This is a genomic window from Chryseobacterium sp. HMWF035, assembly GCF_003094695.1.
Taxonomy (GTDB): domain Bacteria; phylum Bacteroidota; class Bacteroidia; order Flavobacteriales; family Weeksellaceae; genus Chryseobacterium; species Chryseobacterium gambrini.
This window is the reverse complement of record NZ_QEHP01000098.1, coordinates 94353-109647: the sequence shown is the minus strand read 5'-3', so window position 1 is coordinate 109647 and position 15295 is coordinate 94353. Positions and strand designations below refer to the sequence as shown.

11 protein-coding genes are annotated in these 15295 nt (G+C 37.1%); 8 read left to right on the top strand and 3 right to left on the bottom strand.

What is annotated here, in order from left to right; genetic code table 11:
- Nucleotides 1-90 precede the first annotated feature (90 nt).
- The 8 genes from DD829_RS15170 to DD829_RS15135 all read left to right on the top strand — a co-directional run bounded on the left by DD829_RS15170 (nucleotide 91) and on the right by DD829_RS15135 (nucleotide 9133).
- Complete coding sequence (locus DD829_RS15170; protein ID WP_228408215.1) at nucleotides 91-1410, top strand: glycoside hydrolase 43 family protein; 1320 nt, start codon at nucleotides 91-93, stop codon at nucleotides 1408-1410.
- Between the two features lie 166 nt (nucleotides 1411-1576).
- On the top strand, nucleotides 1577-2410 hold the full coding sequence (locus DD829_RS15165; RefSeq protein WP_108411549.1) for a rhamnogalacturonan acetylesterase: 834 nt from the start codon (nucleotides 1577-1579) through the stop codon (nucleotides 2408-2410).
- A 4-nt stretch (nucleotides 2411-2414) separates the two neighbouring features.
- A complete protein-coding gene (locus DD829_RS15160; protein WP_108411546.1) occupies nucleotides 2415-4082 on the top strand; it encodes a glycoside hydrolase family 28 protein in 1668 nt (555 codons plus the stop codon).
- Between the two features lie 146 nt (nucleotides 4083-4228).
- Entirely contained in the window at nucleotides 4229-5137 is a 909-nt protein-coding gene (locus DD829_RS15155) for an alpha/beta hydrolase (protein WP_108411547.1), read from the top strand.
- A 183-nt stretch (nucleotides 5138-5320) separates the two neighbouring features.
- Entirely contained in the window at nucleotides 5321-6289 is a 969-nt protein-coding gene (locus DD829_RS15150) for a pectinesterase family protein (protein WP_108411548.1), read from the top strand.
- 139 nt (nucleotides 6290-6428) lie between these two features.
- Nucleotides 6429-7166, top strand: coding sequence for a rhamnogalacturonan acetylesterase (locus tag DD829_RS15145; RefSeq protein WP_108409315.1), 738 nt, complete (start codon nucleotides 6429-6431; stop codon nucleotides 7164-7166).
- 172 nt (nucleotides 7167-7338) lie between these two features.
- The gene (locus DD829_RS15140) at nucleotides 7339-7692 is read left to right on the top strand and encodes a cupin domain-containing protein (protein ID WP_108409314.1); all 354 of its coding nucleotides are present in this window, start codon (nucleotides 7339-7341) and stop codon (nucleotides 7690-7692) included.
- Between the two features lie 322 nt (nucleotides 7693-8014).
- The gene (locus tag DD829_RS15135; protein WP_108409313.1) at nucleotides 8015-9133 is read left to right on the top strand and encodes a polysaccharide lyase family 1 protein; all 1119 of its coding nucleotides are present in this window, start codon (nucleotides 8015-8017) and stop codon (nucleotides 9131-9133) included.
- 99 nt (nucleotides 9134-9232) lie between these two features.
- On the opposite strand, the gene pelA is transcribed toward DD829_RS15135, so the two are convergent.
- The 3 genes from pelA to DD829_RS15120 all read right to left on the bottom strand — a co-directional run bounded on the left by pelA (nucleotide 9233) and on the right by DD829_RS15120 (nucleotide 15080).
- Nucleotides 9233-10258, bottom strand: a complete 1026-nt coding sequence (gene pelA, locus DD829_RS15130; protein ID WP_108409312.1) for a pectate lyase — start codon at nucleotides 10256-10258, stop codon at nucleotides 9233-9235.
- Nucleotides 10259-10269: 11 nt separating this feature from the next.
- On the bottom strand, nucleotides 10270-11454 hold the full coding sequence (locus tag DD829_RS15125; protein WP_116547896.1) for a DUF4861 domain-containing protein: 1185 nt from the start codon (nucleotides 11452-11454) through the stop codon (nucleotides 10270-10272).
- Between the two features lie 440 nt (nucleotides 11455-11894).
- On the bottom strand, nucleotides 11895-15080 hold the full coding sequence (locus tag DD829_RS15120) for a VIT domain-containing protein (protein ID WP_165814872.1): 3186 nt from the start codon (nucleotides 15078-15080) through the stop codon (nucleotides 11895-11897).
- Nucleotides 15081-15295 lie beyond the last annotated feature (215 nt).

The following is a 15295-nucleotide window of genomic DNA, read 5'->3' as shown; positions in this document are numbered from 1 at the left end:
TAAAAACCAAAACAGAAATACAATTAATTGGAAATCAAATAGTTAAATTAAAAAAACATTATTCAAAATAATAAAAAAAATCTTCCGACCATGACTAGAGTCTGGGCGCCGAGTATGAGATTTCACAACGGCGAATTTTATATTTATTGGGGCGATCCCGATTTCGGAATCTATATGGTGAAAACCAAAGATCCTTTAGGAAAGTGGGAAGAACCTGTTTTGGTAATGGAAGGAAAAGGACTGATAGATTCCTGTCCGTTCTGGGATGAAGACGGAAACGCTTATCTTGTTCACGGCTGGGCGGGAAGCCGAGCCGGAGTAAAAAGCATTTTAACATTAAATAAAATGAATCAGGAAGGAACAAAAGTGCTGGATAAAGGCATTCATGTTTTCGATGGTCACGATGCTCATCCCACCGTTGAAGGTCCTAAAATGTATAAAAGAAACGGCTATTACTATATTTTTGCTCCGGCAGGCGGCGTTGCTACAGGTTGGCAATTGGTGTTAAGATCAAAAAATATATATGGTCCTTACGAAGAAAAAATTGTGCTGGAACAGGGTTCCACAAAAATAAACGGTCCGCATCAGGGAGCGTGGGTAGATACACCTTCCGGAGAAGACTGGTTTTATCACTTTCAGGATGTGGATGCGGGAGGAAGAATTATCCATCTGCAACCTGTGAAGTGGGAAAAAGACTGGCCTTTTATCGGAATTGACCATAATAAAAACGGAATTGGCGAACCAGTCTTAACGTATAAAAAACCAAACGTAGGACAATTCTATCCTATCGTTACCCCGCCCGAAACTGATGAATTTGATGATGAAAAATTAGGATTACAATGGCAGTGGAATGCAAATGAAAATATCGTATGGTCTTCCAAGCTTCCCGGACAGAAGTTTTTAAGATTATTCTCCATAAAAGTTCCCGAAAGTGAAAACAACCTTTGGAATGTCCCGAATCTGTTAACTCAGAAATTTCCGGCTCCCAATTTTGCAGCTTCCACAAAAGTTAAATTAATGCCCGAAGAAGCCAAAGAAGGAAAAACTGCAGGACTTTTGGTGATGGGACTGGATCATCAGTCCATCGTGATTACCAACAAACCAGATGGATTTTATATACAGTTAAGAAGAGCCGAAAAAGCAGATAAAGGCGGCGAAGAAAAGATTTTATTTGAAACAAAATTAAAAAGCAACGAAGTCTATCTGAAAGTAAATGTAAACGAACCGAATGGTTTATGCCAGTTCAGCTACAGCGAAAACGGAAAAAATTTCATCAAAACAGGTGATCTTTTTCAGGCAAAACCCGGAAAATGGATCGGAGCCAAAATTGGGCTGTACAGCATCAGTACATCAAAAGCACCTCGAGGCGGATATGCCGATTTTGACTGGTTCAGAATCACCAAGAATTAATAATATTCCTCAGATTTTCAGGAGAATTAATGATGAATAAATTTTCATTTGATTTAAAAAATCTGCACCAACTGTAAAATCTGTTACCGAAAAATAATAATCAGATTCTTCAATACATTTCATTTCGTTCAGAATGACAGTGTATATAAAAATTTATTTAGAATCAATGAATAGAAAAATTTACAATATAGTTTCATTTTTAATCGTCGTTTTGCTGTTGTCGGGATGCAAATCTCAGAACACTACAGCAGCAAAACAGGTTAAAAAGATTACCCATATTTATCTCATCGGAGATTCTACCATGGCAGATTACACCGGAAACTACGAACCCGGAAAAGATTATATGAAAGTAAGATATCCCATTACAGGATGGGGACAGGTTTTTCAGCCGTTTTTTGCGAAAGACAGTTTGGCTTTTTTAAAACCTGCCATTTCAACGGACTCTGTGGAGATTATTGACAAAGCGCATGGTGGAAGAAGTACACGAACGTTTTTTCAGGAAGGAAGATGGAGAGAGATATACGAACATTTGCAGCCGGGTGATTATGTCATCATCCAGTTTGGACATAACGACAGTTCGGAAAAACATCCGGAACGGTACGTAAACATTCAGGGATACAAAGAATTTTTAAGATTATTTGTAACGCAGACGAAGCAGAAAGGAGCAAATCCTGTTATTTTAACTCCCGTTGCCAGAAATTACCCATGGAAAGACGGAAAACTGGAAAATGTACACGGAGAATACAGCAAAGCGCCCATTGAAATTGCTAAAGAAATGAACGTTCCGTATATTGATCTGAATACATTATCTATGGAATATTTTATCGGAAAAGGACAGGATTTTACCACAAATCATTACTTTATGAATCTTCCGGAAAATGTATACGAAGCCTATCCCAAAGGTCAGAAAGACAACACTCATTTTCAGCCCGAAGGAGCAAAAGTAGTAGCCTCCATTGTTTATCAGGAATTTAAAAAAATAATTAAAACTCAAAAATAATAAAATGAAGAAGACTTTTAAAGTGATCGGTTTAGCAGCAGCAATGCTATTTTCAGGGCAAATCTGTGCTCAGAATTCTGATATTTATAAAAATATTGAGTTTAAAATGCCGCAGGTTGCAGAAACTTCTTTTGCAGCCAACACCGTTTCCATCACACAATACGGCGGAATTGCGGGCGGAAATGTAAAAAATACAGAAGCTTTTAAAAAAGCAATCGAAGACCTGAGCAAAAAAGGAGGCGGAAAATTAGTCGTTCCCCGCGGAATGTGGCTTACCGGTCCCATCGTCTTGAAAAGCAACATTAATCTTCACATTGAGGAAGGAGCGATGATTATTTTCAGTAAAGATAAAAACGATTATCCGTTGGTAGATGTAAGTTTCGAAGGATTGAATACAACGCGTTGCCAGTCTCCGATTTCGGCAAAAAATGCAACAAATATTGCCATTACAGGAAAAGGAGTGATTGATGGAAGCGGCGAAGCATGGAGAGCCATCAAAAAAAGCAAAGTGTCTGAATCTGAATGGAAAGAAATTGTAAAATCCGGCGGAATTGTATCTTCGGACGGCAAAAACTGGTATCCTTCGGAAAGCTATAAAAAAGGACTGGAAAGCAGCTCCAACTTCAATGTTCCGGATAAGATTTCCAAAGAAGAACTGATTACGGTGAAAGATTTTCTCCGTCCGGTAATGGTAAGTCTGGTGGAATGCGACAAAGTTTTGCTGGACGGACCGACCTTCCAGAATTCTCCGGCATGGAATCTTCATCCTTTGATGTGTTCCAATGTTATTTTAAGGAATCTTACCATCCGAAACCCATGGTTTTCTCAAAATGGAGACGGTCTGGATCTGGAATCCTGCAAAAACGTTCTGATCTACGACAATACGTTTGATGTGGGAGACGATGCCATCTGTATAAAATCCGGAAAAGACAAAGACGGAAGAAAAAGAGGAATGCCTACTGAAAATGTTATCATTAAAAACAATATTGTGTATCACGGTCACGGAGGTTTCGTTATTGGCAGTGAAATGTCGGGCGGAGCAAGAAATATCCACGTTTCAGATTGTACTTTCATCGGAACAGATATCGGGCTTCGTTTCAAAACCACGCGTGGAAGAGGAGGAATTGTGGAAAATATTTACATGAAAAATATTGATATGATTAATATTCCGACTCAGGTTATCGGCTTCAATATGTTCTACGAAGGCGCATCTCCGGTTCTGGAAGACGGGCAGAAACAGGAAGGCAACAAAGCTCCGGAAAAAGTATATCCCGTAACGGAAGAAACGCCGGTTTTCAGAAATATTTTCTTTAAAAACATTACAGCAACCAATTCCGATGAAGCAATTACCTTATTCGGTTTAGCTGAAATGAATCTTAAAAATATTGTGATTGAAGATTCGCAGTTTGATACCAAAAAAGCCTTAACCATAGTAGATGCAGACGGAATTCAGTTAAAAAATGTAAAGCTGAAATATTCCGAAGGAACGGGAGCAACGATCTACAACAGTAAAAACATCAATCTTTCAACCGTGAAGTTTGATTCGGCAAATAAACCTGTTGTAAAAGTGTTAGGAAATAAAACAGGTGCAGTCTTATTGCCGAAAGAAATTACGTCTGATAAAAATGCACTTTCTATCGGAACGGATGTATCGAAAAATGCAGTTAAATAGTGTATCAATAATTTAAACCATTAAGATCAATTAAGCTGTTAAGACAGGTAAGATCGCTTTATTTTAAGATAAAATCATACTGATTTTCTTAATAAAACTTAACCTCTTCAATCTCCTTAATGCTTTAAAATTTAAAATTTGACAACATGATTTTTAACCGAAAACATACTTATATTTCTATTTTTTTTGTGGGGACAATGGCATTCGGACAGGTAAATCGACCGAATGCTACTCCCTATACCAATGAAGGAACATTCGAAAAATTCAAAAAAAAATATCCGTTTGTAACTCCGATTGACCGTCCGGTTCCTCAAAATATCGGGATTGATAAAGACGCAGAATATAAAAGCATCAACGGAATTTCTCTGAAAGCAGATGTATATTATCCTTTAAACCAAGACAAAAAATATCCGGGAATTGCGATGGTTCATGGTGGCGGATGGATTTCGGGAAGTAAGGAAAACGAAAAATTCATGGCAATGGAACTCGCTTCAAAAGGTTTTGTGGTGATTGCCATCGGTTATCGTCTCGCTGATGTTGCGAAATTTCCTGCCGGAGTAGAAGACATCGAAACCGGAATTCAATGGCTGAAGAAAAACAGTAAAAAATATTCTTTAGACCGAAAGAAAATAGCGGTTCTGGGAGAATCTGCCGGAGCGCAGATCGCCACTTTGGTCGGCGTGAAATCCAAAAATAAAATTCAGGCAATTATAAATGTAGATGGCATTGTTTCTTTTATTCATCCCGAAGCGGAAGAAAGCACTTACGCCTCGTATTGGCTGAACGGAGACAGAGAAAGCAATTTAAAAAACTGGACAGCCGCTTCTCCCTTAGAATTTGTGGATAAAAATACCCCTCCTACTCTTTTCATCAACAGTTCGCAGCCAAGATTTCATGCCGGAAGAGACGATATGATGAAAAAACTGAAGAGTTATAACATTCCGACAGAGTTTCATGAGATTAAAGATACGCCACATTCTTTTTGGTCGGCAGAACCATGGTTTACGGAAACATTGAATTTGACATTGGATTTTTTAGATAAAGTTTTGAAATAGTGATCTTAAACGCAAAGTTTTTATTAATAGATATGTTAAATTTTAAGGAGCAAAGATGAATCAAAAAGTTGATTTTATGAAGTTATCGTCATAGCTTCGCGAAGCAAATTTTATTTGCCTTTGCTCCCTAAAAATTATGAGGCTTTATAAAAAACTTTGCATCAAAAAATAATAAATCAGTTTATGAAAAAATTATTTTTAATTCTTCTTATTTCGATGGCAAATTTTCTGTTCGCAGGAAATGATCCGTATATCAAAATTACCGTTGCAAAAGACGGAAGCGGAGATTTTACCTCGATTCAGAAAGCCATTAATTCCATCAGAGATTTGGGTGCGGAAGAAGCTTTGATTTTAATAAAATCCGGAACGTACCATGAAAAAGTGGTGATTCCTTCTTCAAAACATAAAATTACGCTGGAAGGCCAAAATAAAGATAATACTATAATTACCAACAATGATTTTTCAGGAAAACCAGATTCTTTCAATGAAAAGATGACCACGTTTAATTCTTATACGTTATTGGTGATGGGAGATGACATAAAAATCAGCAATATAACGATTCAGAATACTTCCTGCAATGAAGGACAGGCGGTTTCACTTCATGTGGAAGGTGATCGTTTTATCATTAAAAATTCGATTATTTCAGGTTGTCAGGACACCGTTTATGCCGCAACCAATCACAGCAGACAATATTTTGAAAACTGTTTAATCGAAGGAACGACTGATTTTATTTTCGGACAGGCAACCGTTGTTTTTAAGAACTGTACGATTAAAAGTTTAGCCGATTCGTTCATCACGGCAGCCGCAACGGAATCGGACAGAAAGTATGGTTTCGTGTTTTTCGACTGTACATTAACTGCGAAAGAAGACATTACCAAAGTGTATTTAGGCAGACCTTGGAGACCTTACGCAAAAACGGTTTTCATCAATACTGAAATGGGAAAACATATCCTTCCCGAAGGCTGGAATCCGTGGAGAGGCGACAAAATGTTTCCTGATAAAGAAAAAACAGCCTATTACGCGGAATTTGGGAGTAAAGGAGAAGGCGGAAATACTTTGAAACGCGTAAACTGGTCGCATCAGCTCACAAAAAAAGATCTGAAAAATTATACGCCAGAAAAAATTTTTGATGGCTGGAATCCTGAATATTAGCAATGAATAATTGAGATGCTTCGACAAGCTCAGCATGACATCGCTACAAATTCAGCGTTAAATAAAGCGATTAGTATTAGAGTTGTCATGCTGAGCTTGTCGAAGCATCTTCCAGATTTAAATGAAATAAATTTTTAAAATGAAAAAAATACTTTTAATCTTTACAATAGTAGCTTCAACTTTAATTATGGCTCAGCAAAAACCTACTCTTTTCTTAATCGGGGATTCTACCATGGCAACTAAAGAAAATCCGGACAAAAATCCGGAACACGGATGGGGACAGGTTCTGCCTCAGTTTTTAACCAACGGAATTGAAATACAGAATCATGCGGTGAACGGAAGAAGTTCCAAAAGTTTCAGAACGGAAGGACGATGGGATCAGGTGGAAAAACAACTGAAAAAAGGAGATTTCGTCATTATACAGTTTGGTCATAACGATCAGAAAATTAAAGACTCTACAAAGTTTACCAATCCTTACACACAGTACAGAGCGAATCTTGAACGATATGTGAATGAAGCCAGAGCAAAAGGGGCGATTCCTGTTCTGATGACTTCCATTGTAAGAAGAAACTTCAACGAAAACGGAGTGTTGATCGATACGCATAAGGAATATCCTCTGGTTGTAAGAATGGTCGCAAACGATCTGAAAGTTCCTTTTGTGGATATGCAGTTGTTAACAGAACAGATGGAAATTGCTTACGGCCCCGAAAATTCAAAAAAACTTCATCTGTATTATAAAGAAGGCGAAGATCCGTATTATCCTAAAGGAAAAGAAGATGATACGCATTTATCGAAATTAGGGGCGGAAACGGTGGCTAAATTAGCCGCGAAAAGTTTAAAAACCTTGAAAATTGGGTTGGAAAAGTATATCAAATAATAGAAATCCCGCTGATTTTGCAGATTAAAATCATTTTAAAGATCTGCTCAATCAGCAAAATTTGCGCGAGAATAACATAAAATCAATCAATACATTAGATTTCTCCTTCGTCGAAATGACAGGTTTAATGTAAAAATTAGTTTAATAAAAATTGAAAAAGTAAAGTAATAAGATGAAATTCAAAAAAGAACCTTTCTTTGATGGAAATTCTGAATGGGAAGATTTGGGAGGCGGTGTTTCCAGACAGTTTGTCGGATATAATTCTCAGATAATGATGGTGATTGTACAATTTGAGAAGGATGCTGTTGGCGTTTTGCATCAGCATTTTCATTCTCAGATCACGTATGTTGCAGAAGGAAAATTTGAAGTTACGGTTGATGGTGAAATGAAAATTTTACAGAAAGGTGACGGATTTTTTGCGCAACCCAATATTTTTCACGGCGTGAAATGTCTCGAAGCGGGAAAACTGATTGATTCGTTTGCTCCTTTCAGAGAAGATTTTATTAATGATGAGTTTTCAGGCTAAATTTAAATTCGGGATTTAATTTTCATTCAAATACAACAATCTGTTTACCAATTAAATAAAACATATACCAAACAGCTAATATTTTTTCCCGAAGATTTTCCGGTTCAGCAGATTTAATTTCTTAGATCGGATCATCTTTGGGATTTTTATTTATCATTTAACAGCCAAATCAATTTTAAATATTAAATAAAATGCAACCGATTAACCAAATTAAATAATCAACATTATAATTATATAAATATAGATATGTTAAAATATAAATTATTTAGTTATCGTATTTGTAATTTTATAATCTAATCTTAATTAAAAACAATTACTTACTATGAAAAAAACATTTAAAGCTGTTTTTGCTGCGGTAGCGCTCTGTTCTGTTTTTACCTTAACCGGATGCGGACAGGAAGACATTAAATCCGATTTATCCGAAAACAACAGTGACCTGAACATGAGAAGTGAACTGGTTGCGAGTGCGGTAATTCCGTTAGCCAATTGTGTTGCACCAGGATGGGCTTCTCAAAACGGTGGAACTACAGGAGGCGGAACTGCTGCTGAAACTACCGTTACCAACTACGCCCAGTTAAAAGCTGCTATCGAAAATTCAGCCGTAAAAGTGGTTAAAGTAACCGGAACGATTACTGTTTCAGCACGTCTTTCATTTCAGGATCAGACAGGAAAAACCATCTACGGAACAAGCGGTGCGAAACTGGTTTCTACGGATCAGACCAAAGATGGTTCAGGAATCATCAATATTAAAAGATGCAACAATATCATCATCAGAAATCTGATCTTTGAAGGTCCCGGAGCTTATGATACAGATGGTTGGGATAACGCAATTCTGGACGACTGTCGAAATGTATGGATCGATCATTGTGAATTCAGAGACGGGGTAGACGGAAATTTTGATATTAAAAATAAATCTGATTTTGTAACGGTATCCTACACGAAATTTCATTATTTAAAACCTCCAAAAGCGGGAGGATCCGGAGGAACAGACGACCACCGATTCTCCAACCTCATCGGTTCGAGCGATGGCGCCACAACGGATGCAGGAAAACTGAATGTAACTTTTGTTCGTTGCTGGTGGGCTCCGGGATGCAGAGAACGTATGCCGAGAGTGCGCTACGGAAAAATCCATATCCTGAACAGCTATTTCAACAGTTCTGTAAGCAACAAATGTATTGCAGCAGGAGTTCAGGCTAATATCCGAGTGGACGGAAATGTTTTTGAAAATGTAAACGAGCCGATTAACCTAATGAGCGGTTATACAGCAGTAACGGTTACTTCCAACAATACTTTTACCAACGTTACGGGTAATAAGCTAGGAAACGGAACAGCTTTCACGCCTCCTTATACAATTCCAACGCTTTCTCTGTCATCGGTAAAATCTGATGTTACGGCAAATGCGGGAGCTACATTATCCGGAAATATCTGCAATTCTTTTTAATACTATTCATACAGTAAGCGGCTGTCCCGATCGGGACAGCCGCTTTTTTCTGCAGAACACGGAATAAAATTGATCTAACGTTCCATGTACCGCCACTAACTATAAATCAGAAATACTGTTTTTTTCAAGCCACTTCGGATATTCTTTCCCAAGCAGTTTTTCGGCATAATCTCCGTACCAGCTATAGCCGTTTCTTCTTTCTTCGGAAACTTCGTAATAATTGTATTTTACGCTTCCGTCGCGGTCGCCGAAAAGAGGTTTATTGTTGTTGATGTCGTAAAATCGTGCCCAGATCACAGAATTTTTATCTTCGGCTAAGGTTCGCACTGCTTTTCCGTTTACCTTAGACACTTCATAGCTGTAGCCTTCAATTTTATTTTGTCTGAACCATTTTATGGCAGATTTTACAGATTTTTCGATTTCCGGAGTTACGGGCTGCATCATTAAAAACCGTACAATTCCCACAGATTCTGCAGTGGCTAAAGAAACAGGCTCAAAAGCTCGTGCTTTATCCGGCTGTAAGGTTTCTTCGTTATACTGATCTCCCCAGATCGCAGGAATATTTTTCTGCAGAACCTGGGTTTTTAAAATACATTCTATTCCTTTCTGAACGGCGGTTTTTGATTTTTCTTTCAGCTTTGCATCCACCACATCGAAACCATTTTTTCCTTCGGCAACATTATACAAAACCGTTAATGCATTAATCATTGCATTGTCGTTATATGTAATCTGCTTTCTGTACAGTCCTTTATTGGGATAATACTGCGGAAAACCTCCGTTGTTTTTATACTGCATCAGCAAAAGATAGCTGATTCCTTTTTCTGCCGATTTTAAATATTCGGGATTTTTGGTGACAGAATATGCTTTGATGAGTGCATTAATCTCTCTTGAAGTTGCATTATTATCAATGGTTGCATGATCGTCTCCTGTTGCTTTTATCTTTCGTAAAAGTTCTTTGCTGAGAGGAAGATTGTAATTGACGACAGATTTATCTTCGAGCTGTTTTCCCCAACCTCCGATCGGAAGCTGATAAATCAGCATTTTTTCAGCTAAGGTGTCTTTTGTCTGAGCGGAAAAATTGACGGCAGCTAAACCTAAAGTCAGTAAATAGAGTTTTGTTTTCATCCTTATGATGTTTATTTAATGGTTACCTGTAAAGGATTTGCGATGATCTGCGCCTGTTTTTTTAACAGATTTTCCCAATCTTTCTGGGTTTGAATCTGTCCGCTTTTCTGCCATGCAAATCCTGCGTAATAGGTAAGTTTTTTCTGAGGTTTTGTGATGACCAGCAAGTTGCTCTGATCCGGAATTTCAGATGTAAAAGCCATTGATTTTTCAATAGCTTCAGGATTTACCACAATTCCCTCTCCTACAAAGGCATCATCAATTTTTTCCCAATGAAGATAATAACCTTCTTTGTCATTAAGCTTTGCTTCTCCTTCGTTTTTGTGAAGGGTAATTCCGATGGTATAATTCGGAACCTTTTTTTCCGCTTCAAAAGTGGATTCGAATTTTGAAAAATTTGAACCTAAATCTAAACAAATTCTTTTGGTTTCTTTCACATCAAAATCGCTCCAGGGATTGTATGTAAGCTCAAAAACCGTTCTTAAAGGTCCTTCAGCAATGGTTTTAGAGGTAACAAAATTCTGCGAAACCTGTAGTTTTCCGTCTTTCCAGATTCCGATTCCTCCGGTTCCTCGGCTGTCTCCGACGTGATAGGGATCGTAGCCTTCTCCTCTGGAATCTCTGTGGTAATACATCGGATCGGTTAAATAGCCTTTATACCATTTATTGATAACCGGCTGCTCTGTTCTTTTCAGCCAAATATCCACTCCGCTGGAAAGGGTACTTCCTTTTACTCCGGCTAAAGCTTCTTTCTGCCCTTTCGGACCGTACATTCTGAATGCAATTTTATCATTTTCCCATGCATAATCGTCTACTCTTTCCGGAACCAGTCTGGAATAGGTGGTTACTTTACTTTCAGGAACCGAAGATTTTCCATCGGCTGTAATGGTATATTTTTCAGAGGATTTTCCGGCAATGTGCGCCATGAAAAGCAATTCATCATTGTTTCCGTCTCCATCGTTGTCGATCCACTGAATGGTTATTAATTGTCCTTTGCTGTTTTTTATCCTTATCTCTTCTTCTTTATTTTTATTTAAAAAAGATCTTAGCTGTGAAACGGGAACTGCAACCACTTCATTTCTTTCAAAATTCAGATTATTTTTCACCTGAACAGAAGTCTGGGCATTGCACAAAGATGAACCAATGCAACCGATTGCACAAATGAATCCAAGAATAGAATTTTTAACTGTAAACATATATTGTACTGTTGAGTTAATTCTCCAAAAGTAAAAATAATTTTTGTTCAGGAAGAGAAAATTTTAATGATTTAACAAAAAATTGTGACTTTTAGTTTTAGATTCTGACTGGTTTATGAAAGTAGCCGATTTTTTAATTTTCAATTTTAAAGTTAAATAAAAAAGCGTCCGCATTTCTGCAGACGCTCCAAACTCAATCTTCTTCATCATACATCGACCACTATTTTAACTTCTCCACATACCATTTTATTGTGCTTTACCCTCTTTTTTTCTAAAAATTCCGCAGACTGACAGTTCATTCTTCTATCCAATTAATTGATTAAAATCTCAGATCATTCGTTTTATAAGGCTTAATTAAATATACAGATCTGCTTCGCCTGCGGAAAAAACCTGAACAAATTCTTAAAAACCACAATCACCTGAATTTGTACAGTTCCTAATTAAAATTCAAATTCACCAATCAGAATTCCGTCATCATTCCCTCTTACATTTTCTTTCTGATTCTGAAACACTACTGTTTTTCTTTCCTGCTTCCCTGTTGCATAATTAATATAAACTTCTGCCATAATTGCGGTTGGTCCGGCAATTCCCACCTGTCTTTCTCCAAAGAAATTGGTCTGGATTTTATATTTTCCTTTAATTGCTTTTTTCAGCAGAAATTGTTCCGGTCCGAAACCTCTTGTAAAATCATTGCTCAGTCTTCCTCCAATTTCTGTTTCCGGATGACTGTAGTAACAACGTTCGTTATTGGGATCTGTTACCCAAAGATCGATATCGGTATCGTCTTTATTCCAGTTGATCACTACTCTGATATTTACCGGAAGATCTGCAATAATCTTAGGATTGATGTTCTTAAGATCCAGTCTGTTTCCGTACTTGCTGATCAGTTCATTGATCTCCATGATCACTATTTCCTCTATTCCATCGTCTCGATCTGCTAATTCCCGTGTATAAGACTGGGTGAGAACTTTATATAAATTTTCCAGAGTCTGCTGATATTTTCCGTTATCTTCCAATGCCAAAGCATAATCTCTGTAACTTTGCGGATCAAACGGTCTCCATTCCAATACCTTCTGAGAGACAAAAAGTTCTTTATCATAAACTTCAGCCTGCTTTAATTTATAGGCTAAAAGCTTGTACAATTCTTCATTTTCAATATCAAGATCTGCAATAGAACTCAATACTTTAAGTCCGTATTTTTTATCATTATTTTTAAACAGCAACTGAGCAACATCAAAATAATACTGAGGCAGGTTTTCATATTGCGCTCTGTTTTTCAGATAAACTTCATATATTTTTTCAGGGGTTTTAGCAGAATTAAAAAACTTCATATAATCTGCACTGGATTCCACCTCAATTAAATTCACTCTTCCTGAATTCATTACCTCGGAAATTCCCTGCGTTTTCATTGAATCTGCTTTTGCAGTCCATCCTGAATTAACACTAATTCCAGAAACTCGCCCTTCAAGCGACTGAACTGAATTATTTGAAGCAATAGAAGCAGCACCTCTTACGCTCCCTTGTTGATTTCTTACTGGTTCAGATGTTATCACCGTCGATGAGGAAACCATTGCATCTTGTCTTTTTTTAACTCCCAACGCTCCAGTTATCACCACCTCCTGAATATCATTAGATCTACGATTAGAAACAGGTACTTCTAATCGATCAACTTGCACAGGTGGAGCATCCACTTTCGGAGCAACATTCGCAGTTGGCGGCGGAGCATAAACAGATTCTTTCACTCCTTCCTGATTAGTTATTCCGGTAACTACCACCTCCTCAATTCTTTGGGTTCTGCTATCAGAATCGATTAGTTCATCATAATCAGGTTCCGGATATCGTTTTAATTCCTTCTTTTTCTTATATTCTGTTTTCCACCAGTCCTTCAGGTTTTGTGTCATTCTTTCTGCATCATCCATAAGATCTTTCACTCGCTCATCTTTCGCAGCTCTGTTGTTTTTAACCATCTCATCAAACCGGGCTTTTAATTCTACAGGCGGAGCGATATCATAACGGACGTAATCTTCCACATTTTCCAAAACCATCAGGCTCATATTATTACTTACCAAACTGAACTGTTTGCTGATATTTTTAATCTCCTCTTTATTTTCTTTTTCAAAGATTTCAAGTTCATTCAGTTTCTTCTGTGCCCAGAATTTTGAAATTTCCCAGTCTTTTACCGCGTGTTCATTTATATTTAAATTAATGACTTTTGTTTCGGTTACTTCATTTCCATATCCGAATTTTGCCTTAACTGTTGTTTGGTTTTCTTTTAAAATACCTGTCAGCACAAAATCCTCAGAAATGGTCTGCGTTAGAGAAGGATAGACTTCAGAAAGCTGAGCATTATTTTCAATTCCTAAAAATTTTAAAGGCTGAAATAATAAACTTCGAACCACCTTTTTAGGATCATTTTCGTTCAGGTTTAAAAATTCTCCGCCTGTTTTGCTGCTGATGAATTTCAACTGATTAAAATTCGCAGCATTGGATGAAGAAATGGTATAAACCGGCTTTGCCCAGATCATTTTCAGTTCTCCGAAAGACGACAATCCGTCTGTAAAGAAAAAGATTTCATCTTCACGAAGCGACTCCAGTTTTCCGAAATCTGTTCCGCCATCGTACGTTGTTTTTAACAGATAAGCTTTTAACTGATTCCAGTTTCCGTCATTAATTCTGAAAGTCTGTCCTTCTTCGAATGTATTATTAATGAAATATATCTTTACATTCAGGTTTTTATTGGTCTTAAAATATTCTTCCAGTAAAGCCAGTTCTTTTGAATGATCGCGTTTCTTTCCGCTCAATGAATTATCCCAGACAATCGCCAGTCTATTGGGAAGCCTTTTGGCTCTTTCGTTTGAACTAACCGCAATATTTGCAAGAAAATAAGACGAATTACCAGAAGCTTTCTGTATTAAAAAACTTTGGTTTTCATAATCCTGAGGAAAATTAATCTTTAAATTATTTCCGGGCTTATATTGTGTTTTGTGCGTTTCGGCAACCCAAGTATTTCCGTTTTTAACGAAATGAAAACTTCCGTCCGGCTTTTCTTCGAGCTGTGGGGAATTCAAACTCTGAAAAACGGTTGTTTTAACATTAAATTCAGGAATCTCCGAGTTGTAATTCAACGGTAAAAAATACTGGTAAGAGTTCCCTTCTTTTTTCAGTTCATAATGATAGGTAATCTGAACAGTTCTTTCGCCACCATTTGCAGTGATCGGATAAACTGTTGTACGAAAGCTGTTTCCTTCTACTTTTTCAAGGATTCCCGGATCAATATTTCTTTTTTTAATCGTTTCGTAAACTTCTTTTGCTTTTTCTTTTTCAACAGGAACCGCATTTCTTAGTTTACCATTAATGTCTAAAGCATAACCGCTTGCATTAACTCCTTCCGGAAGTGGAAAAGTAACTCTCCCTTCTCTCAATCGGTCTGAATTATTTTTAAAAACCATCGTCACGGTATTGGTAGAAATTCTTCCTGTGATTTTGGTTTCAATATTCAGTTTCTGAAGGACAACCTGATTGCTCTTTTCATAACCTCCCTTTCCATCACCCGTTTCAATCGTCGGAATCTGCGCCAAATAGAAAACCGGTAAAAAAAGCAGGATCTTTATATATAAATTTTTCATAGGTAATATCATTTTAGTTTTTAAAGCTGTCTCTATTTATATAGATGCAGAAAAATGGAAAAGCGTTGGAAACAATTTTAAAGAAATGTTGCATTTTATAAGCACAAAACCATAACACATTGATTACAAACAATATAAATCAGATGTTTTTTTTTATTTTTCTCATGATTATTACAAGAAATATAGCCTCCGAATTGTAATCAGAAGAAAAAAAG